We start from the raw sequence: 26366 nt of genomic DNA, 5'->3' as shown, positions 1-26366 counted from the left end.
ATAGTTTTTAGTTTTAATTGTCTGCGTATATTTTTAGATCACATCAGTTTTGAAAATCTTTGATTTTCTGTCTTGTGTACTAATCCTTTGAACCATTAAGATAACTTGAGTTATTAAGTTTTTTTTAGAAAATATCTGAAGATATTCATTAAGGTGACGGCACATTTTCTAATTCAGCATGCTGATTTTCAACCTTAACCTTAACCTTAACCTAGTCTCTAATGCGCTCCGGATTTTGAGAAAAGGTTGATAATCACTACACCAGCAACGATAAGGCCCATCCCAAGAATGGCGGGTAAATCTAAAGTTTGTTTATACACAAAATATCCAACTAAAGAAATCAAAACAATTCCCACAGCAGACCAAATGGCGTACGCAATACCAATCGGAATTCCTTTTAAAGCAAATGTCAGTAGATAAAATGAGGCCGTCATTGCGACTACGAAAATGATGGTTGGCAAAGGCTTTGTGAACTGTTCGGTCTTTTTCAGGAAAGACGTTCCGATGGTTTCACAAAGAATGGCGGCGGCGAGAAAGAGGTAGTTTTTCACGGTTGTAAAAAGTTTAATTTAAATAAGTTTTGCTCCGAACGGACTTACAAATATTTTTTCATTATGAAGATTAATTAAACCAAACAGTTCTAATTTTTCTATGGTCTTCAGTATTTCCGAGGTTTTTAGAATCTTTTTATAGTGATTCTGCAATTGAAGTAAATCTGTTTGTCCTTTATTCTTATATTTTATAAAGCGCAAGATTGAATCATCACGATAGGTCATATTTTTGGAAAGATATATTTCGCATCTGAAATTTTCTTTCAAAGCATTACTGAATATTTCATAGTTCCAAAAAAGGTTGAGAATTTTTTCATGGTTTGAATTAAAACGATTCTGAAGCTCATAGGTTTCGCCGTCAAATTCAATCGGTTTTATCTCAATAAATTTAGCTTTAAACTCATCAAATTCAGGTTTTTGATAATCCTTTAATTCTTCTTTAAGAAGTTGTGCGAGATTTTCACAAAGGAAATTAATTTCGTTATTACCCAATTTGATGATACTTGGTGCATCTTCGTTAATTTGGTTTGCTGCAACTTCTTTGATGAATTTTGCAATTGTGAGACTGTCAAAGTTTGTCGTACTTAAAATATTCTCAAAGCCAGTTGATTTTACAATGTAAACATTTGTATGATCATCAAGAGGCTCTTCCCGTATGATTTTATCATCAAACATTCTTTCAATATGACAGGGATAACAAACATTTTTTGGTAAATATTCACTATCCAGAGGTATCATCGGTATTCTACAATCTTCACACTTCGGAAATTTATTTCGATCCTTCCAGTCCGGACAATCTCTGGACCACTTATCCGGAGAAGGAAAATATAATTCCACATTGTATCTGGAAACATATTCTTTGGCTATTTTGTAAGCTTCTTCCAACAAAAGTTCTGTAGAACCATAATCTGAATAACTAAGCTCGGCGATAAAAGTTTCTTTGATTTTTCCATTTACCTCACTTACAAGCGAAATGCTTAAACCTATATAATCATAATCTGAATTCCAAAGACATTGAACTGCCAATGGAATATCTTCAGCGCTATAAAATCTCTGACGAATATTCTGAAACATTAATTTAATTTAACAAAGATACAGTACAAATATATATTAAATCATCAAGAGTAAAACTGTAAAATCACCTTACACACTCCGAACAGTGAGTAATAATCTATTGATTGATATTACAATTTAACAAACTTTATTACACCGAAAAGTGTTTTATTTAATAGTTTTGCGGTGCTAAAATTCAATTTAATATAAAACTCAACTTGCATGTTCAGACCGTTATTATTAATTTCCTTCCTTATTTCAGCAATTGTTTTCGGACAGCAGAATTCTTCAAAGTCAAGCAAGAAAACGCTTAAACTGCAGAAGGAAATTTATGATCTGATTAAAAAGAAAGCTTTATACTCCGACTCATTGGATTGGGAAAAAATAGATACCGAACTACCAAAACTTTCATTAATTGAAAATGATTCGATGAGTCAGAAAATTCTGTTTGACTATTATTTGGATCAGCTTAAAGCCGCTGGTGACAACCACTCTTTTTTTATTACAAAAAGTATAATGGAAGAAAAAAGTCAGCAACCTACGATCGTAAAACCGGAAGGAAAATATCTCGGGAACGGAATTGCCATGATAAAAGTTCCGGCGTGCAGCAATTACGACAACCAGAAAGACCTTGTCTTCGCCGAAACCATCCGTTCTGAAATCAAAAGACTGGACAGCGAAAATACTGTGATGGGCTGGATAGTGGATCTCCGTAATAATATGGGCGGCAATATGTGGCCAATGGTAGCAGGTCTGAATGCCCTTACTGAAGACGGAATCGTTGGATATTTTGTTGCTCCGAATTATAAATCTCCATGGCTTACCAGAAACGGACGAATGGTTGGGAGCAAAGCAAAAATCAGTGATTATAAAATTAAAAATCTGAACTTGAAAATTGCCGTTCTCATCAATGAATATACTGCAAGCAGCGGAGAAATGACCGCCCTTTCTTTGATTGGACTGCCGAATGTAAAGACCTTCGGGAAAGATTCGATGGGATATATTACCGCTAACGGAACTTTCACGCTTTCCAACGGAGCCAATTTCAATCTGGCGACCAGTACCTCAGCCGACAGAACGGGAAAAGTGTACATAGACAAAATAAGACCTGATGTTTACGTGGAAAACCTAAAAACTACGTCCGAAGATGAAGTAATAGAAGAAGCTGAAAAATGGCTCATGATAAAATAATCTTAAAACAGACAACCGCAAAGCATCACACTTTGCGGTTGTTTGTTTTAAATTTAAAAAACTGCTATTTCAAGAGATAACCTATCGCACCACCATCAACCAGCAATTCGGTTCCTGTAATAAAGCTTGCCTGATCTGAAGCTAAGAAAAGTACAGCTTTGGCAATCTCTGAAGGATCACCCATTCTTCCCAATGCCACAGAATTGGCAAATTCATTCTGCATCTCAAGACTTGGAACAGCTTTATCAAAACCTTCCGTTTTTGTAGGTCCCGGACTCACAATATTCACTCTGATTTTTCTTTCTGCCAGCTCGTTGGCTGCAATCTGGGCAATTTTATTTACAGCTCCTTTGGTTGCTGAATAGACGCTTCCGTACATCTGTGCTGTTGTAGCAACCGTTGATGAATTAAACACCACAGAAGAACCCTCCGTAAAATGCGGAATCAGTTTCTGTAGAGTAAAATAATACCCTTTCACATTCGTATTGAACTGATAATCAAAATCTTCCTCAGTGGTCTGTTCAATCGGTGTAAAAACGGCTGTTCCTGCATTCAGAAAAAGGACATCTACTTTGTTTCCGCTTTCGGCAACGTGATTTTCCAATACGGCAATTCCTGCTAAATTTGAAGTGTCTGAAACTAAAGTTTTCAGTTTTGGATTATTGATTCTTTCTGCCGCTTTTTTCAGATTGTCGGCGTTTCTTCCTGTAATTAAAACGTTGGCTCCCGCGTCAATAAAAGCTTTGGCTGTTGCAAATCCTATTCCGGTACTTCCGCCTGTAATCACTACATTTTTGTCTGTAAAATTCATTTTGTAATTTTTTATTGTTGTTTTACAGAGCTAATGTATAAAGCTTTAGTTACTTTTAGTAACTTTGTACCGAAAAATAACAGTAACAAAGGTGTAACCAGGTAACAATATGGAGTGTCAGGCAAAAGATTTTCAGCAGGAATATAAAAAAGAAATGCGTGCAGTACAGGATTCTATGGACGTTCTTCACGGCAAATGGAAGATTGCCGTTATCTCTTCTATCTGCTATTACAACAAGAGACGGTTTTCAGATATTCTGAATGATATAGACGGAATTTCAAACCGAATGCTCAGCAAAGAACTGAAGGAACTCGAGTTTAATAAACTCATCCACAGAAACGTGCTCAGCACCCAACCCGTGACAGTAGAATATACTCTAACTGATCATGGAAACACGCTGAAAACCATTATCAATAATCTGAAGGACTGGGGGATTGAGCATAGAAAGAAAATTGTGGAGGGCTAGGAAATAAGTTTGTTTTGAATCAAAAAAAACCGCAAAACTTCTGATTTTGCGGTTTTTAAACTATCTTAACCTGAGTTCGGAATCACAAATGTTTCATGATTCAATAGGAATGGGCATGTCATCCTGAGCTTGCCGAAAGAAGCCCATTTGTGTGAAGAGATATGCATTTGGCTTTAGCCGAAATCTAATTATAAGTTTTGGCTGAAGTCATCTTATACTTATTTTTTTAACATCGGGCTAAAGCCCGACGCAACTGATTTAACTCTGAAAAATTTAAACTCAAAGCATAACCCAAACCCAAAATATCTCGAATACTGAGTTCAGCTGTTAAGCTTCATTCTGCTCAGTCGGAATTTTCGACATGTCCATAAAGAAAACCTCCCAGGTATGACCGTCAAAATCTTCGAGGGTACGTTGCTGCATAAAACCGTAATCTCTCATTTCGTTAGGCTCAATCCCTCCCGCTGAAAGACCGGCTTCCATCATGCTGTTGACCTCTTCTACGCTGTCTACAGAAAGTGAGAAAATCCCGGCAATTCCTGATTTTGTGTCAGAAAGTGGTTTATCTGTAAAAGATTTAAACTTATCATGCGAAAGCAACATCAGAAAAATGCTGTCACTCCATACCATACATTTTCCGGTATCATCCGAAAACTGAGGGTTATTTGTAAATCCTAAAGCTGAATAAAAATCCATTGATTGCTTAATGTCTTCCACAGCCAGATTGATGAAAATTTGTTTTGCCATTGTTTGTGATTGTTAAGGTTATATTACAAATTTATGGAGGTTGTGGGAATGTGGGCTTGGCATAGGGCAAGAAAAAAAATATTAATTAGCACTAGACGCTAAAAGTAATACTCCAAAAACAAAAATCATAAAGATTAAACCTACAAAAGATATTGCTAAACCTGCAATAGCAAGTCCCTTTGGCGATTTGAAAATTCCTATAAATGAAAATAGAGCTCCTAAAGCCCAAACAAACCATCCTAAAAAAGGAATCCACCCAACAAATATTGCAATTACAGCTAATACAAAACCTGCAATCCCTATCCCATTGGTTTGTCTTTCATCCTGTTTGATGTATATGGTTTGCATTTCTCGATATTCATTTGAAGATTTCTCAAAATAATTTTCTGACATGATAATTAGTTTTTTATAAAAATCTAATTTACTAAAATTCTTTAACAACGGATGATTCGAATAACTGTTTTATGATTGTCCTTTGTTAGCAATAATGTAATGTTAACTGTGTCATTATCGTTCCGTAGGAATCTAAACTAATTGATTTTTAAGGTATTGAGATTCCTACGGAATAACAAAGTGACTGCTAATTTTATTGTGATGATTAGAAACGGAAATCCATTAATTCTTTTTAATTCAATCAATTAGTGGATGAATGGTAAAACAATTAATCACTTCCCCTCTCAAAATACAGTTCCGGCAAAATAATTTTTATTTCCTGCTCGGCATTTTCCTTTCGCCAGAACACGATGAAGTTTACTTTAGCACTCTTCAGATGGTAATTTTTCGTCTTCAAGTTTTCAATCTGTGCAGCAAACAGCTTTGAGAATTTCAATACAGAATTGCCTCTGCTGTCACAGCATCCACCGTCTGCTATCGTTAGTAAATCTCCGCTTTTTAGGGCTGAAACAAAATTCTGGCGGCTGATAAAATAATCCAGCCAAACATCTTTTATTGATAAGTGCATTGCCAATTCGTTGGGCTGCAAATGAATTTCTTTATTCTCAAAACGCTCTATGTTTTCTGCGGTGAGATGATCCAGAAAAGCTGAGTTCAAATGAATGGTAAGGTTGCTTTTTGCTCTCGTCATTGCGACATACAAAAGCCTTTTAGCCTCGTCGGTAATAGAATTAAAGTTTTCCAGCATAATGAATACATTGTCAAACTCTTTTCCTTTTGCTTTATGAATGGTTGAAACATAAATGGTTTCACTATTTTCACTGTAAAAATCTTCAAGCTTAGATTCCCTGATGAAAACTTCAAGGTCAGACTTGTACTTATTTTTAGGATTGGAAGCCTCAAATTCTTTAACGATATTCCCTAAAATTTCCAGTTTTGTACTTTCCCGATATTGCCTTACAACTTCTCGCTTTGCCTGCAACCATACTTCATCACTGATTGTAAACACGTCAACGATGAAATCTTCAGCAGGGTTGTCAATACTTGGAACATCTCTTAATTTATGAGGTGTCGTTGGGAATTGATTTAATTCAAATTTTATTGTTTTATACATCGAATGTTTTTGTTTGTTCTTATCGTATTTACAATTGCTTTCAACGGTTTGGTCCGTGTCGAAGGTAGGGATTTTTAGCACAAAAGTTCAATCGAAGAACGAAAGTTGAACCTTGCACAAATATATAATAGAAGCCATTCAGCCCCGATTATGGCAATGCCTTGTTAGCTATTTACCTCTGTTGTTTTCACACAAATTCATCAGTTAAATTCATCATCATATTGTAATGTCCTTCGTGTTTTGTCAATATAAATATATCTCTAAAAACTTTTTTGTAAGCTTCTACTGTCCTGTCTTGTAATTCTACATATAAATCATCATTTACACTATGCGACCCGTCATTTATCCACGAAATCAAAGAGCGACAAATTTCTTGTTCTTCTTTCGTTCCAAATTTGAGAATTAAATCATCATCTCCATATTTGCCAAGTAATTTAAAATAATTTTCAATTATTCTGCGCATTACATTTTGAATTGTCAACGTTGATTTTACCTCGTTACTTTTCAATTCTTGCCAAAGAAGTTCATAAGATGATTGAATTGGGTTATTCATTTCAAAATTCTGTAAACTTGTAACTCTGTCGTTCTTTCTTAAAATCCAAAAAAATGTTTTATTGCAAGTTTTTGTTCTGCCGTCAATGAAAGAAACTTCTTTGTGGAAATATACGTTATGAGTTAATAAAATCAATTGTTTTACATTTCCAATATCAGCCTTGATGTGTTTGATAATATCTTTAATAAGCGTACTAACAACAAATAAAACATTACTGTCTAAACTAGAAATTGGGTCGTCAATTACTAGAATTCTTTCATTATTTACCTCGTCTTCGGAAATACCTCCTTTAGTCAATTGTAAGTAGTATAAAAAGGTAATAAATGTAATTTCTCCTTCACTCAGTGTTGTTTCTGCAATGGAACCATCTTCACGTTGAATTTGATAAAAGCCTTCTTCTTGCGTTGGAACAATTTCAAAATTCAAAAATCCGTAGGATTTTAGTATTCTGTTTATTTCGTCAATGGTAGGTTGAATACTCGTGACATTCTTATTTAGATTTTTTATTTCACCATCTAATTTTCGATATTCTTCTTGCTTTGCTTTGTGTTGCGTTTCTAAATTTTCAATTCCCTTCTCTAAACCATCTTTTTTGCTATTGAATATTGTGGTATCGCTTTTGTGGTCTTCTACTAAGAACTTCCATATTGATTTTATAAGATTGCTTTTTTCAGTTGCGTAGTTAGTTACAATACTATTATGTTTTCTTATTGTAACATTTGCTTCTTTAATTACGTCTGCAAGTAAATCTATTTGTTCTTTTAGCGAAATTAATTCAATACCTCTACTTGGCTCTTTAATTTTATTGTTTAAATATTCACTGTTTGTCGTGTTTTGACTTATCAATGTTTTCAAATAAGCCGAAAATTTGTCAATGTCAAGTTTCGTATTACTGAAAGTTCTCTGATTTGCTTCGATACCGTTTAATACATTAATAATATTTGAAGTCAGAGTATTATATTCTTGTTTTAACTCTTTGAGTACTTTGAGATCATTCAAATACGTTTCATCAAAAAAACTTTCTATTTGCTTTTTAAAATCCTCGGTAATTGTTTCCTGTTGGCAAAAAGGACAAGTGGTATGTTCAATATATTCCCGTCCTTGATTAACCCAATCATTGATATTTAGCTTTTGAATTAGTTTTGCAATATTAACATCAGCTTTTCCGACTATGATTTTTTTCCAAATTTCATTTTCTTCAATTTCTTTTAATCTTTCAAATGAAATCTCATTTATTTCATCAATTCTTTGCGGTTGTTCGCCAAATATCGTTTCTGCTTTAGATTTTAGAGTTTCAAGAGTTTCTGATTGGACATTGTTAGTAGAAAACTCTTGTAGAAGTTTGTTTTTGAAAGGTTCTTTTTGATGTGAGCCATAAGCTTCTTTGAAAACTTGTTCATACTTCTTGTAAACTTTTGTCCAAGTAATCTCTTTAAAATCGTTTTCTAATTTTTCTTTATCTTTTTTTTGTTTATCTAATGTTTCCCGTTTTTGTATTCCGTCAGCTTTAATAACTTTAAGTTCTTCAGACTTTGTCTCAATTTCTTTTATCTGGTCAGCTGTTGCTTCACCAAGTGTAAAAACTCCATTTAATTTTCCCTTTCCAAAATTTCTCTCTCTAAATTCCTTGTTGTAAACCAAGATTTTTAAAGGTAAAGCGTTTTGCCAAGTGAAGGAACAATTATTAAATTTAGGGTTTGATTGGTCTTGTATTAAGTTTGAAATTGTAGTTTTTCCACAGCCATTTGCTCCATAAATAAAATTGACCTTTTTTAAGTTGTCAAATTGCACTCCTACGTTATCGTAAGTTGCTACATTTTTTATATCAATTGATTTTATCATTTTACAGTTTTTATGGCTTTGTAGTTTGCGTGTTGGGATGACAGCTAACACCCAAATATACGCATTGAACCAAAATAAAATACATGCAGTTGCACAAATCCTTTTTCACACCACTCAAACAATTGATTATCATGTAATTATTTTTTCACTATGTTTGGTTATATCCAACTGAAAGATATCTAATAACTCATCTTTTGGGAAGTCGCACAAACATTTAAATGATCAAAGAGTTATGTGGTTACAACCACAGAAATCTCCATCCACATTGCTAACCTCATCACACTACAAATAAAAATCCTGTTTAATTTCTTGCAAATCCCAATTTCCAATTGTATCTTTAATCATCTCAACACACAATTCCTACACTCAAACAGGAAGCAACTCCATAGCAACTCCATAACAAGTCCATAGCAAGTCCATAAAAAATATGGTGTTGCTATAGATTTGATATGGATTTTTCATGTACCTTTAGTAAAGAAACAACGAAGAAACTCAAAGGAATGTTTTAATAAAGTATGCACATTTTCAACAGAATACAGAAATCAATTCCTTTCATTCGGTAAACACAGTAAAAAAAATTGTTACAACCTTAAAAACACAGTTATGGCAAGACTCAATAAAAACGGAAACCTCAGCGGGGCTATAGGAAATATTATTTTCGTGAATAACGGAGAGAAGTCTTACGCTAAAGCCAAAGGCAAAGATCCAAAACAAACTGATAACACCAAAAAATCCTATACAGCTTTTGGGATGGTAAGCACTGTGGACAAACTTTTTCGGGCAGAATTAATGGCAAAAGTTAATCTGATTACCAGTTCAAAATACGCTCCTTCTCACAGAACTCAATTACGGCGTACAGGCCGCCAAACTGATCTGGCAAAGAACAAAATAAAACTGGAATATACAGATCCACAGTTTTTGGTGGGCTACAATTTCAACAGAGATTTTAACTGGGATCAGTGCGTAAGATTCTTTCCGGAATTTAAGGAAAATGCTGATGGTAAAAAAACCATGAAAATTCCGGCACTGACCTGGGGAAAAGAAATAAAAGCACCAACGAAAGCTACGAAAGCAGAGCTGACGATCAGTGTCATCAGCACCAACCTCAATGCGTCGGTAATCAATGTGAAAAATATTGCAACTTTCACCATTCTAATCTCTGCCTCAGCGAAAACAGCAATGCAGTCTTTTGAGTTTAATACGGCAGGTGAAACCGGATGGGTGCTAGTGATGGGAAGCATCAGTTTCAGTTCGCCCCTAAATAATATCAGGACTGAACAGAAAGGTGCTTCAACATATCTGTGGGCAAAGAGTATCATATAAAATTTTTCAATGTAAGCCAGATTATTTAAAACTCCTTTGTCCATTGTCTTCAGCTTGTGATATTGTGCATACCTTCACAAATTATCACGAAAATATTTAACGTTCAAAACATTTAATTTATCACTATTTAACACACCTGAAAGTGTATTATTGCATAGTTTTGGAGAAGAAATTCTTTACAATAAAACCATGCATCTGAAAATTACGCTTTTGATTCTTCTTATTCCGTTTTCAATCTTTGCTCAAAGCCACAGGTTTTTTTATTTATATCAATTCGCCCCCAATGCTGCTAAAGCAGACAGCGTGGTTACAGAACTGACGAGACTGGATGTTTTTGCTGACCATTCGGAATTTTTGAGTGATGTGACCGCCAAAAAAGATTCTGCAATCGCTTTTGCTGTAAACAATAATCAGAGTCAGGCCAACATCAAATTACCTGATGGAATTTATCAGAATAAAACCTCTAAGACCAAAGAACTCACCTCTACAGTCGAGTACATCGGCATTCAGCCATTTAAAATTGAAATGAAAAACAATTTTAAATGGCAACTCTCAAAAGAAACGAAAACCATTGAGGGCTACCTCTGCCAGAAAGCAAATCTTCATTATGGCGGAAGAATCTGGGAAGCATGGTTTACCAGAGAAATTCCTGTTCAGCAGGGACCTTATGTTTTTTCGGGACTGCCGGGAATTATTGTTCAGATTAATGATACAAAAAATCACCATACATTTACTTTAAGAGCCAATTACAAAATACCGGCAGGCTCTACTGGCATTTACACAAGGCCTTATTTCGTACCTGTAAAAATTGATGCAAAATCTTTCAACAAAAAGTGGAATGATTACAGAAAACAGCCTTTGGGTGGAACCGAACAGTTTATGCAGATGAACCCCGGTTTGCTGAGTGGGGAAAGTTATGATGAAAATGGCAACAAATCACTCATTATCGAAAGGACAAAACAGGAAAGAGAATACGCAAAAAAACAGCTCGATCAAAATAACAATTACATCAACCTGGAATTGTACCGTATCAGTTTAAAATAATTTTGTCATCTTCATGATGTGAGTTTATAAAAAACGAATGTTCATTGGAAAAATAGTGCAGGAGAAATATTCAATTGAGATGAGAGCATATTTTTCAATTCTTTTTTCATTTCCATATCAATAACAGTTCTTTTTGGATGATCTCGTCAGGGCAAAAATTCTTTAAAAACAGCATAAATTATTATCTTTGCCATCATTAAAACAACAGTATGAGCATACACATCAGCGCTAAAAAAGGAGAAATTGCAAAAGTAGTTCTGCAGCCGGGAGATCCTTTAAGAGCGAAATATATTGCAGAAAACTTTCTTGAAAACCCAAGATTAGTCAGCCAAACCAGAGGTATTTTATATTATACCGGAACTTATAAGGGTAAGGAAATCACAGTCGGTGCCAGCGGAATGGGTTTCCCAAGCATCGGAATTTATTCTTTCGAACTTTTCACAGAATATGAAGTGGAAACCATCATCAGAATCGGGACGTGTGGAGGATATTCTTCGGATGTAGCCCTTTTTGACCTTCTGAATGTAGAAAATGCGGCCAGCGAAAGTACGTATGCAAAATATGCATGGGAATTTGAAGAAGAAATTCTTTCAAACCAAGGAAATATCTACAATATTATCAATGAAACTGCGGAAGAATTAGGTTTAAAAACCAGAGCTACGAACATCCACAGCAGCGATATTTTTTACAGAAAAGATCCTGCGGTTCCTGCGATTGCTGACAAATACAATTGCCCGGCAGTGGAAATGGAGGCTTTCGGATTATTTGCCAATGCAAAACATTTAGGTAAAAATGCAGCGACGATTCTTACCGTTTCAGATATTATTCCGACCAAAGAAATGATCTCGGCAGATCAGAGAGAAACGGCTTTGAAACCAATGATTGAGCTTGCTTTGGAAGCGGCGTGGAAAACCATTTAAGCAAAGATTGCAAACCATAAATTAGTAGCTCCATTTTATTGTGGAGCTTTTTTTAGTTTTTATAATTACTTATTTCTGGTCGTAATTTCCCAGTTTTCGTTCTGATTTACGTTGGATTCTTCAGATATTATTAACCTGAAACCCATCTTTTTATCCTTTGGAAGCGTCATCATATTTAATAAAATATTTCCTGTCTGATTCTGTGCACGCCCTTGATTAATTTCTTTAAACTCATTCTGAATCAGCCTGCTGTATTTCGAAATACCAATTTGCTCTACTAAAATATTTATAAACTGTTTTCGCAATAACGCCTCATTTTTTACGCTAAAGTCGTTAGTATCAAATTTCCCTTCAAATATCAACATTAAATTATCACATCCCGACAACTCCGCAGTTATCTCATAATTTTTTTGAATATATTTTTCAGATAAAGTTTCTGTATAATTATGTTCATCAATAGTTTTAACAGACTCAATAGGGCTTTTAAATATTTTTTTGTCCTTCCACTGTCCGAGTTTGCATTGAGAAAGATAAGACTCTTCATAAACATTGGAATCTTTATAAATGAACGACAAATCAGTAGTTTGTAAATCTTCTCCGGAAGCGGGACTGTACGTTCGGAAGTTTTGCGTAGCGGTTGCTTTCAATTTTCCATTTTCAAAAGAAATATTTCCAAGAATATTGTATGAAAATGGTGCGTACAACAAAATGCGGTGCCTTTCTTTTATGTTTCGCTTTGCATCTAAAATCAAATAAATAATCTCAGCATTTGAGTTGGCATTTCCGCCGAGGGCACCTTCAGAATCTCTTTCAACGATAAAATCAACTGTTCCGTCACCATTAAAGTCTTGAGAAGCAATTTTAGAAAAAGTAACTTCATATGAATCTCCATCATTATCAAATCTCACACTATGATTTTTCAAATCTATTTTCGCATCCTTTTCGCCATCAGCTTCTTCATTAACGAGAAAATCAAGAATATCTCCGATATTATCAGAAATAATCTCAATATCATTTTTGTTTTCGCTTAAAACAAGACTGTCTTTTTGCTGTATGGTTTGAAGATTATCGGTAGGCACATCTTTTTTTTGGTTGCATCCCAAAAGAATCATTATCGGGATTAGTAAAATCTTTTTCACAAATGACGTTTTAGTATGTTTAAAAATAGTCATAATAATTTAATTTTAAATCTATCAGACTTTTAATGTATCAAATATGAAGTAAACAGAAAATGAGTCTAAACTTGAAAAATTTGTAAACAAATTGTAACATGTTATCCAAAATCATTTATCGTATTTTTTATGATAAGGCCTTTCAATTGTTTCCTTTTTCTATTGAATAAAATTATTAAAAGTGTGAAATTCCGAGAATGTTGAAGATATTTTCCGTGAGTTGAAAATTTAATATTGGCTTTAAATTGAATTTACTTCTGATTAATATCAATTCCACAAAACACTATTAATAAAGGATTTATATAAAAACCAGATGAGAAAATTATATTTTTTTTATTAATGTTCGTTTTTTATCAAAGAATTTTTACATTTAGTTTAAACCACATCAATTTCAGGTTTTACAGAAATATAGTGTAAATTTTATGAAAAGTATTTGATAAAATAATACTGTAAAATGCAATCGGTTACAATAAAATTAAAATATAAAAAATATGTCAGTTACCACAGGAAACAAAGAGTACTTTAAAGGAATAGAAAAAATCAAGTTTGAAGGAAGAGAATCAGACAATCCGTTGGCATTTAAGTTCTACGATGAAAATTTGGTAGTTCGTGGAAAAACGATGAAAGAATATTTCAAGTTTGCGTCTGCTTACTGGCACACGTTCTGTGCGACCGGTGGAGATCCATTCGGTGCAGGAACCCAGCAATTCGACTGGTTAACCGCTTCTGATGCCAAACAAAGAGCAACAGAAAAAATGGATGCCGCTTTCGAATTTTTCACCAAACTGGGCGTTCCTTATTACTGTTTCCACGATTATGACTTGATTGACGAGGCAGATAACTTTTTAGAATCTACAAAAAGATTAGAATTCATTACCGATTATGCTAAAGAAAAACAGGCAACTTCAGGTGTGAAATTGTTATGGGGAACTTCAAACTGTTTTTCAAATCCAAGATTTATGAACGGTGCGGCTACCAATCCTTCTTTTGACGTTTTGGCTTACGCTGGCGGACAGGTAAAAAATGCTTTGGATGCAACGATCAAATTAGGCGGAGAAAACTATGTATTCTGGGGCGGCCGTGAAGGTTATATGTCACTTTTAAACACGAATATGAAACGTGAGCAGGAGCACATGGCGAAATTTTTACATTTGGCTAAAGATTATGCAAGAGCTCAGGGATTTAAAGGAACATTCTTTATTGAGCCAAAACCGATGGAGCCTACAAAACACCAGTATGATTTTGATGCGGCAACGTGTTTAAACTTCCTTCGTCAGTACGATCTATTGAATGATTTTAAATTAAATCTTGAAGTTAACCACGCAACTTTAGCACAACATACTTTCGAGCACGAACTTCAGGTTGCGGCTGATAATAATGTTTTGGGAAGCATTGACGCAAACAGAGGTGATTACCAAAATGGTTGGGATACAGACCAGTTCCCTGTTGATCTGTACGAAATGACTCAGGCGATGTTGGTGATTATTCAGGCTGGAGGTTTCCAAGGTGGTGGAGTTAATTTCGACGCTAAAATCAGAAGAAACTCAACTGATCTGGAAGATATTTTCATCGCGCACATCAGCGGAATGGACAATTTTGCAAGATCATTCTTGGCTGCTGATAAAATTTTAGAAAAATCAAAATATTCTGAAATCAGAACCAATAGATATTCTTCATTTGATTCCGGAAAAGGTAAAGATTTCGAAAACGGAAGCTTATCTTTAACCGATCTTGCCACTTACGCTCAAGGTCTTGGTGAAGTAGGAAGAGAAAGCGGTAAGCAGGAATATCTTGAGAGTATTATTAATCAGTATTTATAAAAATATTTAGGATAAATCATCTTTTAAACTAATAAAACTATTATCAAAGAATTCATCAAAAATAATTTCATCCGCGCTAAAGGTGTAATTTTGATGAATTTTAAGGACTTTTTCTTTCCTTAAGAGTTGAGGTAAGAAATAGGCTTTAAAATTTCAAGGAATTCCTGTAATTCGTAAACAATTCGTGTAATTTGTATTACAATAACAATAAAACTAAATCAAACTATGCAAATAATAGATTCCGGTCCTAAATATTCTTCAGGAACAAAGGCGCAGATCAACATGCTGTACGTTACTGTACTCACGTTGGTTGCCACTTTGGGAGGACTTTTGTTTGGATACGACACGGCAGTAATTTCGGGAGCCGAAAAATCAATTCAGGAATATCTTATTATTCCTTTGGGATTGAGTTCACTGGCGCACGGAGCCACAATCTCAAGTGCATTGATCGGATGCATCATCGGTGGCGCTATTTCCGGAATGATTTCCACAAAGCTGGGAAGAAAAAAATCATTGATGCTTTCAGCATTTCTGTTCTTCATCAGTGCTTTGGGAGCGGCGTATCCTGAGTTTTTATTCTTCAAACACGGCGAACATTCGATGGGTGTTTTGCTGGCATTTAATTTTTATAGGATCATCGGTGGAATCGGTGTGGGCTTGGCTTCGGCGGTCTGCCCGATGTACATTGGCGAGATTGCACCTGCCGAAATACGTGGTAAACTGGTTTCTCTGAATCAGTTTGCCATTATTTTCGGGATGCTCGTGGTTTACTTCGTGAACTGGGGAATCGCAAGCGGACAAACCGTAGAATGGATCAACGAAATCGGATGGAGATATATGTTTTTATCTTTGACGATTCCTTCTGCCCTGTTCGGAATTTTGCTGTTTTTCGTACCTGAAACACCGCGTTATCTGACATTCGTAAACAAAGACGCAGAAGCGCTTAAAATTTTAACCAAAATCAATGGTGAAGCCCGTGGAAAAGAAATTTTCTCTGAAATAAAAAGCACTGTCGTTGAACATAAAAGTGAAATCTTCGCTTTCGGAAAAACCGTGATTGTGATAGGAATTTTGCTTTCTGTTTTCCAGCAATTTGTGGGGATCAACGTGGCTTTGTATTATGCTCCAAGAATCTTCGAAAGCATGGGTGTTCATAAAGATTCATCGATGCTGCAGACTGTTGTGATGGGATTGGTGAATGTAATCTTTACCGTTATCGCTATTTTCACCGTGGATAAATGGGGAAGAAAACCTTTGTTAATCGTCGGTTCAGTTGGGATGGCGATTGGTATGTTTGCGATTGCAATTTTATCCTACTATCAAATCATCGGAATTGCCACTTTGGTATTCATCATCGTTTACACGGCTTCATTTATGATGTCCTGGGGACCAATTTGCTGGGTTTTAATTTCAGAAATTTTCCCTAATAAAATCAGAGGAAGTGCGATTGCAATAGCTGTTGCCGCACAATGGGCAGCGAATTATTTAATTTCATCCACCTACCCTTTTATGATGGAATTCAGTGGTGCTTTCACCTACGGATTTTACGGCGTGATGAGTGTTTTATCGTTATTCTTTGTCTGGAAATGGGTTCCCGAAACGAAAGGAAAATCTTTGGAGGAGATTGAGAAGGTTTGGGAGAAATAAATATACATATAATTACATTAAGGAGCGCCAAGTTTTTTTGGCGCTCCTTTTTTTGCTATGGCAAGTATAGAAACATTTTGCCTAAAATTAAATAATCTTTAGATTCAGCGGGCAAGTCCGAAATTTTCAACACAGCTAATTCAATTTGAGCATTAAAAAATTAATCATTACTTCAACATCATAAAACCTTGCATTTTTAAATCTCTGCCTCTATGAAGTTTTTATAAACCTATACTTACGACAGGATTTGAACAGGTTCCAGCTACATATTTATTATTCACATCGTCTTTCAAATAATCAAGTTTTTTAGTTTTCAGTTTGTAAACCAAATTAAAAGTACGGACTTTATTATTATGTGATTTTTCTGGGGTGAATGTCAAAATGTTATTTTTAATTTTATATGTTCCGTTGATAAGTTCCTCAGTTTCTTGCCACACTAAGCTATTCCCTTCTTTTTTTGCCTGTTGATCTTTTATTGGGTCATATTCTTTTGAATTGATTATTATACGGGCATTATTTTCTGACTCATCGTACTCTAAAATACTTTTGGTCTCCAATATCATTGAATTGTTTTTTGGTTCATTTGTGCTGTAAACAAAACATTTTTTTGTTTCATCCTTAGAAATCATTCTTATTTTCTGTTCTTTTATTTCCGGGGGAGTCGGGAGGATTGTTTTATTGGTTTTTTTTTGAGCCAGTGCAGTATTGTAACAGATAAATACTGCTAATAAAAAAAATAAATTCTTCATATTATAAATTGTTTTCTTTGTTAAAAATTAATTTCAGACGTAATGTAAATGCTCTTGATGGTGCAATACTTAGAAAAGGCTGTCCCAATTTTTAGAACAGCCTCTATGAGTCACTTTTTTGTTCATTTGTTATTTTTATTTCTTTTCTTTTTTCTATAACGCTTTATAAGCAGGTATATCGAGGTTGGAATCATAACGAATAAAGAAATTCCAAACGAAATAAATTCCAAAATATAATCGTACCAGCTATAGGAATACACTATAATCACATAAAAAGAACGTAGAATAAAAAGAAAATTCAGACCCGCCAAAAAATACCACAAACAACCTCCAACTGTATATTTCTCATTCTTACGATCTACATAATCATAATCTTCTCCCTGATTGAGAAATTGAAAATACACTACTAAACTTACTATCTGAATAAATATAATTAATGCAGCCATAGACTTATTTTTTTATTTCCACATCATAAAGCCTTGTGTTGCTAAATCTCTGCCTTCGGGAAGGTAAAGGGATATCTCAGGAGCAAAGTTTCCATTCTTACCATAACTTAATAGTAAAGCACTTCCACCTCTCAATTTAGGACGTTTGCTTCTATTAATTAAACGAATTAGTTTACCGTCTCCCATGAATTCTACATCATAATCTTTTATATCTCCAACTTTATATTCATACTTTTCAACATCATTTTTATATTCATCTAAAAATTCCAATACATATTGCTTGTCATTAAATGAAGATGCCATGATACGAGTGTTTGAAACATAATCTAATTTTATTAACGAATTTAAATCTTTATTTACATAGAGTTTGCCCACCATTCTGTAAAACTCTTCTGCTTTTTTGCGTACCAATTCTTGATCTAATTTTCTTAAATCCTGTCCTTTAGTCCAGCCTTCGAACGTATATGGAACTTCTGCATTAAATGTAAAACTAAACTCGTAATACTCTTTTCCCGCAACATCATTTGGGCTTACTTTTTCCACAATTACTTTTTCATCATCAAAACCCTTGTCAGATTTATTATCCATCATGACCACTGAAAGATCTACTTTTGCTTTATCTGATAATTTCGTTGCAGGTGGTTGATTTTCTAATCCCAAATCCTGGTTTATCAAATCTCCCACAGGATACATTTTTATTTTAACGGTTTGTGGACCAGACTTAAGAATATTAGTAATTTCGATCGGAGTAATGGTATTTGATAACTCGTAATCATCATAAATATTTACATCGTTTACATAAACTCTAATTAATGAATTTTGTTTTTGGATTCTAAAATAATAAACAGGTTCTTTATCATAGTGTTTTATTTGCTTATTTATTTTTTCTACAAAATTCGCTTCTGTTACATCTTTGACTTCTGGATATATGTATTGATTAATGTCGTACGTTTTCGTTGGGCTGCTCGTCGTCTGGTTTTGGTTTTCAGTTTTTTTATTCTGACTGCAAGCAACAAAGCAAAAACTACAAACCAATATGTATATAACTTTTCTCATTACTTCCACATCATAAAGCCTTGTGTTGCCAAATCTCTGCCTTCGGGTAAGTATAATGTGATGCCGGGGAAATAATATCCTTCATCATACTCTAACATTAATGCTCCTTTTCCTCTGTAGTCTTTGTCTAGTGAATTTTGCCTTAGCCTTAATAATTTACCATCTCCCATAAATTCTAGCTTATAGTTTTTTATTGGTCTTAACATCACTTTTATATTCATTTAATAATTCTTCTAAATATTGATCATCAACATAAGATGAGGACATAATTCTATTAGTAAAAGGGTATTTAAGTTTTAACCAATCATCTAAATTTTTATTTTCAAAAATTTGCCCACATATTGTGTAAAACTCTTCTGCTTTTTTGCGCACTAATTCTTGATCCAATTTTCTTAAATCCTGTCCTTTAGTCCAGCCTTCGAACGTATATGGAACTTCTGCATTAAATGTAAAACTAAACTCGTAATACTCTTTTCCCGCAACATCATTTGGGCTTACTTTTTCCACAATTACTTTTTCATCATCAAAACCCTTGTCAGATTTATTATCCATCATGACCACTGAAAGATCTACTTTTGCTTTATCTGATAATTTCGTTGCAGGTGGTTGATTTTCTAATCCCAAATCCTGGTTTATCAAATCTCCCACAGGATACATTTTTATTTTAACGGTTTGTGGACCAGACTTAAGAATATTAGTAATTTCGATCGGAGTAATGGTATTTGATAACTCGTAATCATCATAAATATTTACATCGTTTACATAAACTCTAATTAATGAATTTTGTTTTTGGATTCTAAAATAATAAACAGGTTCTTTATCATAGTGTTTTATTTGCTTATTTATTTTTTCTACAAAATTCGCTTCTGTTACATCTTTGGCTTCTGGATATATATATTGATTAATGTTGTACATTGGTTTTTCTTGTTTGTAATTTGTTGATTTTTTTTCTTGACTACAGCTAAGTAAACTAAGATTAGCCATTAGTATTAAAAATATTTTCTTCATATTATTTATCATCGCTAGGATTTTTAGTCATTTCTGTAGAATGGAATAACAGTTCGCAAGGCTCAATTAATGAAATGCTCAAATTTTCAACAAAAGTACTAGCAAGGTATTCATATAGATTAGAGCTATTACCTCGTCATGCAATATAAATAAAACGGATATCCAAACAACCACAAACTTTTATTTACTTTTTTAAGTATTAATGGTATTTCTTTTTCAGATATTTATTCTTTTGTCATGAATATTTTTTTTAAAAAAGCTTCTAATTGTGTTTTATCTTTTGGAAGTTAAAAAAGATAATTGAAAACACCTTATCCATCTTGCTTACCTTTCATTAATGGCACAACGGTACATACTGAATTCCTATATATTGACATAATTATTTAAGTCTTATTTTCATATTCTAAACTACTGTCTTAACATTGTAGAGTATTATAGCGCTCGTTTTTTTTGAAATCCTGAGAGCTAATCTAAACTGATATGTTTCGGTATCGGTTTGAATTATAAACTGATAGTATAAAAAATAAATTATAGAGCACATTAATTAAATATCCATAATTGTATTTCTTCGGAAGTAATTCAGCTCCAAAATAATGCCCTGAAATACTGATCATAATACTAATCACCAGGAGTGCTACCCAAAAGAATATAAAACTAACCGTACTTCCCTTTAGACTATCTATCACTTTTTTATCTTTTATTGAGTATGAATAGATATAATTGGGAAGCCATGAAGCTAAAGTAAATGCCATAGCGAGATTATATGATATAAAGAATGGAAATAGAGTAAATACTAATAATGCACAAAAAAAATAAATAGCTACAAACCTGTTTTTATTTTCTCTATCGTTTTCCTTATAGATAAATAAAGGAATATTCATTAAAAGTAAAAAAAACATTAACCAAAAGTTAAAGAATGAAGATTTTTCTACATTCTTATTTTCTAGGAACATATACATATTAAAGCCAGCCCACAACAAATTGACAACCATCTGCATTAGTGCAGATTTTGTTAAAGGCATTGCCTTTTTTTTATTTTCCTGATATTGTTCCTGAATTTTTTTAAGGTTGCTTAGCAGCTTTTTATTTTTATTAAACATGTATTATCTGATAATTTGCAAGCTTTGCGTTCCCTTTGGAATATATAGTACCATATCTATAAATGTCTTTCTATTCATCCCAGATTTATCAATATCTTCATATCCCAGTAAAGATTCTCCGCGATTTACACCTTCTTTAGGTTCTAGTCTTACCATTCTGTTATTGCCGTAAAATTTCATTACATAATTTTCGATGGGGTAAATAGTTTGTGAATAGGTATCAGATTCTGCCTTAGTAGTAGAAACAGATTTAGCTTTTCTGCCCTTAGTAGACTGAAACTTTGCAATCACATCTTTTGGAAAATATTCTGCCTGATACCATTCATTATCAGCATTTAAAAATACCGTATTCAGATAATCATAATTTTTTTCTTTAAAAGCTGAAGCCATATTTTTATAAAAATTGACAACCTTTGTTTCTAATTCTTTTTGGTTTAATTTAGAAAGATCTTCTCCATCCTCCCATCCTGTAAGGGTATAAGGAACTGTAGCATTAAAGCTAATCTTTGTCTTATATTCCGCTAATTTTGAGTAATCTATCTCCTGATCGTCATTTCTAAACTCAACAACCTCTTCCGGAGTTTGCAATGACCCATCATTATTCCATCCTGTTTTTTCGACTTTCAGAACAAAGTTTTCACCGTTTCCAAGATAAAGCTTCTGTACTCCGTTATTATCATATCCCGGATACAATTCAATTTCAATATTTTGTTTCCCACTCTTTAAAATAGAAGAATTGATATTAACTTTTGCTGTTCCCGGTATTTTATCAAAATTAGAATATACAGGATTTCCATTTACCAGGATTCTGAAATTATAAACAGACTGAATATCGAGTTGATAAAGTGGCTCTTTTTCAAATTTTTGAACTTTGCCGGAAAAATATTCTATTCGTTGTTGTGTTGTCATTGTTTTATCTTTTGATTCCTGTGCGCTACTTATAAGGCTTGCTGTCAATAATAATGTGAATATAAACTTTGTCATTATTTTTTATATTATAGGTAATTTCCAACCTGTTTTCCACGTATAAGGATCTAATACTACTATTTTCCCATCTGCAGTATAATGTATTCCGTCTTTTTCTTTCAATTCGCTGATATTGTCTGTTCCTGCATCATCTGCAACAAACCCTAAACTAACATTGGCTTCTAATAATAATCCTTCAAATTTCACTTCAGGTTCCACATAGATACTGTGGGTATCTGCTTTTGTAACAAACTCTAATGCTATTCCGCTTTTCACTTCGACACTTGCTTCCAGATAAGCTTTAGACTTCCAGAAAACAAAAGCTTTCATACTTCCATTTGCCTGTAAGTATCCTTTAATGGCAATTGAAACTTTTCCTCCAAACTTGCATGGGCTTCCATCATCATCTTTCATCAATCTGTTGGTAAAGTTACTCCCAGAAGCTGTATTAATGCTTCCTTTTAAAGATCCAAAAATTTCACTGTTAATAATTAAATCTAGATTAATATCAAAATTATCTCCCAATGCTTCGTCTAAAACATCTAAAATAGCAACAACAGCAAGAACAACAGGATGTTTGATCTTATATAATAATTGATACAGATCATATTTTGCTTCGATTCCAAAAAGAGGATTTAAATCAATTGCACCTTCTATTAAAGTTCCCATTTCCGGGCTTTTTAAATCTGCTGCAGCTTCTGCACACCAGCTTACAGAAAGACCAACTTTGGGAGGAGTAAGCTCAAAACTCCAGTTACTTTTCTTTTCTCCTCCTCTTTTATTCATAAGTTCCCGCAACTTGGCTTTACGATTTGTAATAGTTGCGTTACCTGTTGGAGAGCTTCTTGTAGTTTCTGTATTATTACCTTTTACAATTTTTTCAATAAGCTCTTTTAAGCTTACAATTTTATGAAGAAATTCTTTAGCTTTAACAAATTCTGAACTGAAATTTAATGCAGCATAAGGTCTGTCGAACTCACAAATCAAATTATACTCAGCATCAAGTGTTCCATGTGCTTTTTGCATAAGATTTTTTGCCTGACTTCGAACAGAGTTATTTTTTCGTGCCCTGCTTCTTTCCTGAGAAGCCTGCTGAATCTTCCGTTTGTTTTTTTTCTTTTTACTGCTGGATATATTTCCTTGTTGCTGCTCTTTTAGCTGATTGATCCGTTCATCCGCCTCAAGCTCTTTTAACTTCCAGGTTTCGTGATATTCTTCTCTTAGTTCATTGAACTCTTTCCCATCATAATTATAAGCAATTTGAAGCGTCCATTTTGTATCCGGATAAACAGCAATATATAAAGGTGTACGAAATGCACATGTATTTAAACCAATTGGGTATTTCTGAACCGCAATTCCACTATTAGGCCAAATTGTTCTTATTAAACCACTAAGCGGATTAACTGTATTACCCCAAGTATAATCATAACCTAATTTCAACTTAAGTAACTCATCTGTAGGATCTTGATACTCAAAAGGATAATAATTCTCTAATATTTTAAACCCCGATTGCATCTTTAATTTTTTACCTCCATCAATTAAAGTGATTGCCTGTGTCAGCGTACTTTTATCTTCTTCTTTTTTAGTTTGTGCTTCCCCACCGCTAAATATTTCAGAACTTTGCGCCAGTCTCCACTGTCTTTTTCGTGTTGTATTATCTGGTTTTAGTAATGATTCTATTTTTGATATATCTATTACTTTTCCTGTATGTCTTAATTTTCCTTCATGTAAACAATCAATTGAGCGAACATCTTTTAATTCAACAGTTAGCTCTTTTCTCATTTTGTCTACTCCTGCAACAATAGGAAAAACTAATTGAGTTGGGCTTGGGTTATCTTTCAGAGGAAATACCTGTATATCTACCTCTTCTTCGTTTTTTTTGTACTTACCATGAATTTCTGAATAGCCACAAGGTAAAAAATTGGCATAATTTGTCTGTACCTCTCCTATAATAGCCACTTTATTTCCTTCGGGTTTAAGAAACGAAACTTCATTACTAAGCCCTAATAATGTAATACTATTCTTATTACAGACGAGTTCTTTGTCTGAAAAAAAGATGGATGCTTTGAGCTTAATTGAATTTTGATTAAATTTATTATTTTCAGAATTAGCATAGAAACTCCAGACAGGATCTACATAAATATTAGTCACACACTTCTGGTAATTAATACCGTTCTTTAGTTCGCTATTAATTGTTTGAAAAGCGGGTTTATTTTTAGAGACAAATACACCTACTTCTCTTAATATTCTGGAAAATGAATTGGGAAGTTTATTTTTATCAATTTTCTCAAGTTCCAGACGTTCCTCTTCTTTTTTCCATTTTCCATCTTCTTTCTCATGCATCGGTAGGTCTTCAGCATTATTTTTATCATCAAACAGCAGTATTTCTATATCTTCACCAAATAATCCATCAGTATAAATATGAAGCTGAATTGTTTCGCCATATTTTACCTCTCTATTAATAACCGCCCCGTCATTACCAGCATCATATTCTCTCCATTCATATCCAAGAACTTTCGGGGTCGTTTTAACTTGTACAAATACTCCATTTTTAGTACTATTCGTGGGCTTAGACTTACCATGAATGTAAGGTTCAAGCCATCCTATTCCTCCCCAATAGATTTTTGTAAAGCTCAAGCTATGTTCATTACCTTTTCCAATCCCTAAATCTGGATTGTATGCATTTTCCTGAAAATTGGGTTTATTATTACAAATACTCCAGACCCAGGCTAAATTTTTTTGTTCCTCTACTTCCAGCTTATCCCAGTTTTGAATTTCTGCTTTTAAGGAAGCTTTACCTTCTTTTGTTGGCTCAACAAGAATATATCCGGTTCCTGCATTATATTTATCTGTAATTTGAGGATAAATTTTTATTTTCGGATTATTCATGACAGTATATTTAAATGAATTAGACTTTCTTCATCAAGAAAATTAGCAAAAGGAATCATTTCAACCAGAACCTCCTTATCTGTATTCTTCACATTTTGCGCAGATGCTTCAGCGGTTTGCCCATGATTAATAATCGTTATACAATCTGGACTGCCTACAGGGCACGTGGCCTTACTATCTTCCAACAAAGCCTTGCCTTGATTATCTTCCAGTATAATTTTTTCATAAAAACCACTCCACTGAGTTACAACTGCCTGGCAAGGATTATTATTCATTTTTTTGCAGGATCCGAAGGTATTTTTCTCAAAGGTTTGTCCAATGTCTACATGAGTAGCCATAAGCTTTTTGCTTGCATCATTGATGAAGCGTTTGCTTTGTGTTTTTACGATAAGCTTATCGGGAGTTGTACCAAATTTACATTGGCAGGTCGCTCCATGACATACTAAATGTTTTTCACTCATAGTATTTTGTGTTTTTTGATTTTACTGTTCGTATAACTGAAAATCAATTTTATATTCGGTGTTTTTATCAAATGTTGAAAGATAACCAGTAATTGAAAATACCTCTCCGGTTTCTTTGTTCAATTTATACAGAAGATTCGCTTCCCCTTTTGTTCTGTTTTTATTGAATAGATTCTCTTCTTCAGTTCCTGTTATTCTTAATGCTATTTTGTTTCCTCTTGTATATTCTCTATTCAATACAGATTCTGTTTCATATCCAATCTCTTGTGAGAGTCCTGAAAAATAGACCTCTAGATAGTTTTTTTTCAAAAATTGAGGATAACTTCCATAAACAGGTAAAAAAAACAGTTTATAAAACATATTTTTTCTAAACATCTCTTTCTTTAGATTAAGATTCGCATAGGCATTATCCATTTGTGTCAGAATCGTATCCGTAGTTTCAGATTGATAATAATCTCTCAGTTTTGGAAAACAGTCATTTTTCCAGCGGTTAGCTATTTCTTCATGGTTAATGATATTGTCGAGTCCACCATTATTGTTTGCTGAAATCTGAAGCGGATACAAAACCTGCTCTGCTTTTTCAAATAGCTGCTCTATAACCTTATCGATTTCCTGATTGTTTACATATGTTTTTTCCTTGGTCAGCTCTAAGTAAAATGGAGTTCTTTTTATTTTTATTTTGTAATGTATCTGAAGATCTTTAGGTGAAAATTTGATAACGACACCATAAATTTTCTCACTGGAAACAGCAGGCAGGTGTAATGTCGAGCTTTTTAGTAATTTGCGGTCTCTTGTCTCAAATTTATCCAAAGGAATATAAACGTATTCTACATATTTAGGTAGTGATAATGTCAATAATTCCTGAAAATTGCAATGCTTATTATGAAACGCTATAAGTTCCTCCGTAGACATTTCATATTCCGCAGACAACTCTTTAAGGTTCAGAATTCCATCTATTTTCACCTTCTTATATTCATTTGTCACTAAACTTTTCATTTCAATTGTTTCAGCTGATTCTTCGTTATCATTTACACTTATTAATTT

24 protein-coding genes are annotated in these 26366 nt (G+C 33.7%); 7 read left to right on the top strand and 17 right to left on the bottom strand.

Annotated elements, in window-relative coordinates; all coding sequences use genetic code 11:
* Positions 1 to 218: 218 nt before the first annotated feature.
* Both AC2A1G_RS00210 and AC2A1G_RS00205 read right to left on the bottom strand, forming a co-directional pair.
* Positions 219 to 551, bottom strand: a complete 333-nt coding sequence (locus AC2A1G_RS00210) for a DMT family transporter (RefSeq protein WP_484044960.1) — start codon at positions 549 to 551, stop codon at positions 219 to 221.
* An 18-nt stretch (positions 552 to 569) separates the two neighbouring features.
* Positions 570 to 1625, bottom strand: a complete 1056-nt coding sequence (locus AC2A1G_RS00205; RefSeq protein ID WP_484044959.1) for a hypothetical protein — start codon at positions 1623 to 1625, stop codon at positions 570 to 572.
* A gap of 201 nt (positions 1626 to 1826) precedes the next feature.
* On the opposite strand from AC2A1G_RS00205, the gene AC2A1G_RS00200 reads away from it, so the two are divergent.
* Entirely contained in the window at positions 1827 to 2795 is a 969-nt protein-coding gene (locus tag AC2A1G_RS00200) for a S41 family peptidase (RefSeq protein ID WP_484044958.1), read from the top strand.
* Positions 2796 to 2859: 64 nt separating this feature from the next.
* Here AC2A1G_RS00200 and AC2A1G_RS00195 read toward each other — a convergent pair whose 3' ends face one another.
* A complete protein-coding gene (locus AC2A1G_RS00195; RefSeq protein ID WP_484044957.1) occupies positions 2860 to 3606 on the bottom strand; it encodes an SDR family oxidoreductase in 747 nt (248 codons plus the stop codon).
* A gap of 109 nt (positions 3607 to 3715) precedes the next feature.
* On the opposite strand from AC2A1G_RS00195, the gene AC2A1G_RS00190 reads away from it, so the two are divergent.
* Positions 3716 to 4072 carry a winged helix-turn-helix transcriptional regulator gene (locus AC2A1G_RS00190; RefSeq protein ID WP_484044956.1) on the top strand — a complete coding sequence of 119 codons (357 nt, stop codon included), beginning with the start codon at positions 3716 to 3718 and terminating at the stop codon, positions 4070 to 4072.
* Between the two features lie 327 nt (positions 4073 to 4399).
* On the opposite strand, the gene AC2A1G_RS00185 is transcribed toward AC2A1G_RS00190, so the two are convergent.
* From AC2A1G_RS00185 to AC2A1G_RS00170, 4 genes are all read right to left on the bottom strand, one after another.
* A complete protein-coding gene (locus tag AC2A1G_RS00185) occupies positions 4400 to 4819 on the bottom strand; it encodes a VOC family protein (protein ID WP_484044955.1) in 420 nt (139 codons plus the stop codon).
* Positions 4820 to 4900: 81 nt separating this feature from the next.
* The gene (locus tag AC2A1G_RS00180) at positions 4901 to 5212 is read right to left on the bottom strand and encodes a hypothetical protein (protein WP_484044954.1); all 312 of its coding nucleotides are present in this window, start codon (positions 5210 to 5212) and stop codon (positions 4901 to 4903) included.
* A gap of 268 nt (positions 5213 to 5480) precedes the next feature.
* Positions 5481 to 6326 (bottom strand): 3'-5' exonuclease, encoded by an 846-nt coding sequence (locus AC2A1G_RS00175; protein ID WP_484044953.1) that lies wholly within the window; start codon positions 6324 to 6326, stop codon positions 5481 to 5483.
* 187 nt (positions 6327 to 6513) lie between these two features.
* Entirely contained in the window at positions 6514 to 8721 is a 2208-nt protein-coding gene (locus AC2A1G_RS00170; protein ID WP_484044952.1) for an AAA family ATPase, read from the bottom strand.
* Between the two features lie 603 nt (positions 8722 to 9324).
* On the opposite strand from AC2A1G_RS00170, the gene AC2A1G_RS00165 reads away from it, so the two are divergent.
* From AC2A1G_RS00165 to deoD, 3 genes are all read left to right on the top strand, one after another.
* On the top strand, positions 9325 to 10044 hold the full coding sequence (locus tag AC2A1G_RS00165; protein ID WP_484044951.1) for a hypothetical protein: 720 nt from the start codon (positions 9325 to 9327) through the stop codon (positions 10042 to 10044).
* Between the two features lie 150 nt (positions 10045 to 10194).
* Positions 10195 to 11088 carry a GLPGLI family protein gene (locus AC2A1G_RS00160; protein WP_484044950.1) on the top strand — a complete coding sequence of 298 codons (894 nt, stop codon included), beginning with the start codon at positions 10195 to 10197 and terminating at the stop codon, positions 11086 to 11088.
* A 209-nt stretch (positions 11089 to 11297) separates the two neighbouring features.
* Positions 11298 to 12008 carry a purine-nucleoside phosphorylase gene (gene deoD / locus AC2A1G_RS00155; RefSeq protein ID WP_484044949.1) on the top strand — a complete coding sequence of 237 codons (711 nt, stop codon included), beginning with the start codon at positions 11298 to 11300 and terminating at the stop codon, positions 12006 to 12008.
* Positions 12009 to 12073: 65 nt separating this feature from the next.
* Here deoD and AC2A1G_RS00150 read toward each other — a convergent pair whose 3' ends face one another.
* Positions 12074 to 13147 (bottom strand): hypothetical protein, encoded by a 1074-nt coding sequence (locus AC2A1G_RS00150; protein WP_484044948.1) that lies wholly within the window; start codon positions 13145 to 13147, stop codon positions 12074 to 12076.
* A gap of 524 nt (positions 13148 to 13671) precedes the next feature.
* Here AC2A1G_RS00150 and xylA point away from each other — a divergent pair.
* Together xylA and xylE are read left to right on the top strand one after the other, a co-directional pair.
* Positions 13672 to 15000 carry a xylose isomerase gene (gene xylA / locus AC2A1G_RS00145; protein ID WP_484044947.1) on the top strand — a complete coding sequence of 443 codons (1329 nt, stop codon included), beginning with the start codon at positions 13672 to 13674 and terminating at the stop codon, positions 14998 to 15000.
* A 225-nt stretch (positions 15001 to 15225) separates the two neighbouring features.
* Positions 15226 to 16647 carry a D-xylose transporter XylE gene (gene xylE / locus AC2A1G_RS00140; RefSeq protein ID WP_267265545.1) on the top strand — a complete coding sequence of 474 codons (1422 nt, stop codon included), beginning with the start codon at positions 15226 to 15228 and terminating at the stop codon, positions 16645 to 16647.
* A gap of 221 nt (positions 16648 to 16868) precedes the next feature.
* Here the strand turns inward: xylE and AC2A1G_RS00135 are convergent, their stop codons facing one another.
* The 9 genes from AC2A1G_RS00135 to AC2A1G_RS00095 all read right to left on the bottom strand — a co-directional run bounded on the left by AC2A1G_RS00135 (position 16869) and on the right by AC2A1G_RS00095 (position 26318).
* On the bottom strand, positions 16869 to 17396 hold the full coding sequence (locus tag AC2A1G_RS00135; RefSeq protein WP_484044946.1) for a hypothetical protein: 528 nt from the start codon (positions 17394 to 17396) through the stop codon (positions 16869 to 16871).
* 458 nt (positions 17397 to 17854) lie between these two features.
* Positions 17855 to 18898 (bottom strand): hypothetical protein, encoded by a 1044-nt coding sequence (locus AC2A1G_RS00130; protein ID WP_484044945.1) that lies wholly within the window; start codon positions 18896 to 18898, stop codon positions 17855 to 17857.
* On the bottom strand, positions 18898 to 19107 hold the full coding sequence (locus AC2A1G_RS00125; RefSeq protein WP_484044944.1) for a hypothetical protein: 210 nt from the start codon (positions 19105 to 19107) through the stop codon (positions 18898 to 18900). Before AC2A1G_RS00125 ends, AC2A1G_RS00130 begins: the two co-directional genes overlap by 1 nt.
* Entirely contained in the window at positions 19079 to 19906 is an 828-nt protein-coding gene (locus AC2A1G_RS00120) for a hypothetical protein (protein WP_484044943.1), read from the bottom strand. The genes AC2A1G_RS00125 and AC2A1G_RS00120 overlap by 29 nt, the downstream gene beginning before the upstream one ends.
* 470 nt (positions 19907 to 20376) lie before the next feature.
* Positions 20377 to 21006, bottom strand: a complete 630-nt coding sequence (locus AC2A1G_RS00115) for a hypothetical protein (RefSeq protein WP_484044942.1) — start codon at positions 21004 to 21006, stop codon at positions 20377 to 20379.
* A gap of 3 nt (positions 21007 to 21009) precedes the next feature.
* Complete coding sequence (locus tag AC2A1G_RS00110; RefSeq protein WP_484044941.1) at positions 21010 to 21990, bottom strand: hypothetical protein; 981 nt, start codon at positions 21988 to 21990, stop codon at positions 21010 to 21012.
* Between the two features lie 6 nt (positions 21991 to 21996).
* A complete protein-coding gene (locus AC2A1G_RS00105) occupies positions 21997 to 24861 on the bottom strand; it encodes a hypothetical protein (protein WP_484044940.1) in 2865 nt (954 codons plus the stop codon).
* Entirely contained in the window at positions 24858 to 25322 is a 465-nt protein-coding gene (locus tag AC2A1G_RS00100; RefSeq protein WP_484044939.1) for a DUF4280 domain-containing protein, read from the bottom strand. The genes AC2A1G_RS00105 and AC2A1G_RS00100 overlap by 4 nt, the downstream gene beginning before the upstream one ends.
* Before the next feature lie 21 nt (positions 25323 to 25343).
* Positions 25344 to 26318, bottom strand: a complete 975-nt coding sequence (locus tag AC2A1G_RS00095; protein WP_484044938.1) for a hypothetical protein — start codon at positions 26316 to 26318, stop codon at positions 25344 to 25346.
* Between the last annotated feature and the right edge of the window lie 48 nt (positions 26319 to 26366).

This window comes from Chryseobacterium sp. HNCC26DJ240 (genome assembly GCF_057180485.1).
Note: the sequence above shows the minus strand (reverse complement) of the source record. Positions and strands in the feature narration are given on the sequence as shown.

Coding starts and splice junctions, on each gene's coding strand:
- AC2A1G_RS00205 (WP_484044959.1), bottom strand. CDS start 1,625: ATGTTTCAGAATATTCGTCAGAGATTTTATAGCGCTGAAGATATTCCA.
- AC2A1G_RS00200 (WP_484044958.1), top strand. CDS start 1,827: ATGTTCAGACCGTTATTATTAATTTCCTTCCTTATTTCAGCAATTGTT.
- AC2A1G_RS00195 (WP_484044957.1), bottom strand. CDS start 3,606: ATGAATTTTACAGACAAAAATGTAGTGATTACAGGCGGAAGTACCGGA.
- AC2A1G_RS00190 (WP_484044956.1), top strand. CDS start 3,716: ATGGAGTGTCAGGCAAAAGATTTTCAGCAGGAATATAAAAAAGAAATG.
- AC2A1G_RS00185 (WP_484044955.1), bottom strand. CDS start 4,819: ATGGCAAAACAAATTTTCATCAATCTGGCTGTGGAAGACATTAAGCAA.
- AC2A1G_RS00180 (WP_484044954.1), bottom strand. CDS start 5,212: ATGTCAGAAAATTATTTTGAGAAATCTTCAAATGAATATCGAGAAATG.
- AC2A1G_RS00175 (WP_484044953.1), bottom strand. CDS start 6,326: ATGTATAAAACAATAAAATTTGAATTAAATCAATTCCCAACGACACCT.
- AC2A1G_RS00170 (WP_484044952.1), bottom strand. CDS start 8,721: ATGATAAAATCAATTGATATAAAAAATGTAGCAACTTACGATAACGTA.
- AC2A1G_RS00165 (WP_484044951.1), top strand. CDS start 9,325: ATGGCAAGACTCAATAAAAACGGAAACCTCAGCGGGGCTATAGGAAAT.
- deoD (WP_484044949.1), top strand. CDS start 11,298: ATGAGCATACACATCAGCGCTAAAAAAGGAGAAATTGCAAAAGTAGTT.
- xylA (WP_484044947.1), top strand. CDS start 13,672: ATGTCAGTTACCACAGGAAACAAAGAGTACTTTAAAGGAATAGAAAAA.
- xylE (WP_267265545.1), top strand. CDS start 15,226: ATGCAAATAATAGATTCCGGTCCTAAATATTCTTCAGGAACAAAGGCG.
- AC2A1G_RS00135 (WP_484044946.1), bottom strand. CDS start 17,396: ATGAAGAATTTATTTTTTTTATTAGCAGTATTTATCTGTTACAATACT.
- AC2A1G_RS00130 (WP_484044945.1), bottom strand. CDS start 18,898: ATGAGAAAAGTTATATACATATTGGTTTGTAGTTTTTGCTTTGTTGCT.
- AC2A1G_RS00120 (WP_484044943.1), bottom strand. CDS start 19,906: ATGAAGAAAATATTTTTAATACTAATGGCTAATCTTAGTTTACTTAGC.
- AC2A1G_RS00115 (WP_484044942.1), bottom strand. CDS start 21,006: ATGTTTAATAAAAATAAAAAGCTGCTAAGCAACCTTAAAAAAATTCAG.
- AC2A1G_RS00110 (WP_484044941.1), bottom strand. CDS start 21,990: ATGACAAAGTTTATATTCACATTATTATTGACAGCAAGCCTTATAAGT.
- AC2A1G_RS00105 (WP_484044940.1), bottom strand. CDS start 24,861: ATGAATAATCCGAAAATAAAAATTTATCCTCAAATTACAGATAAATAT.
- AC2A1G_RS00100 (WP_484044939.1), bottom strand. CDS start 25,322: ATGAGTGAAAAACATTTAGTATGTCATGGAGCGACCTGCCAATGTAAA.
- AC2A1G_RS00095 (WP_484044938.1), bottom strand. CDS start 26,318: ATGAAAAGTTTAGTGACAAATGAATATAAGAAGGTGAAAATAGATGGA.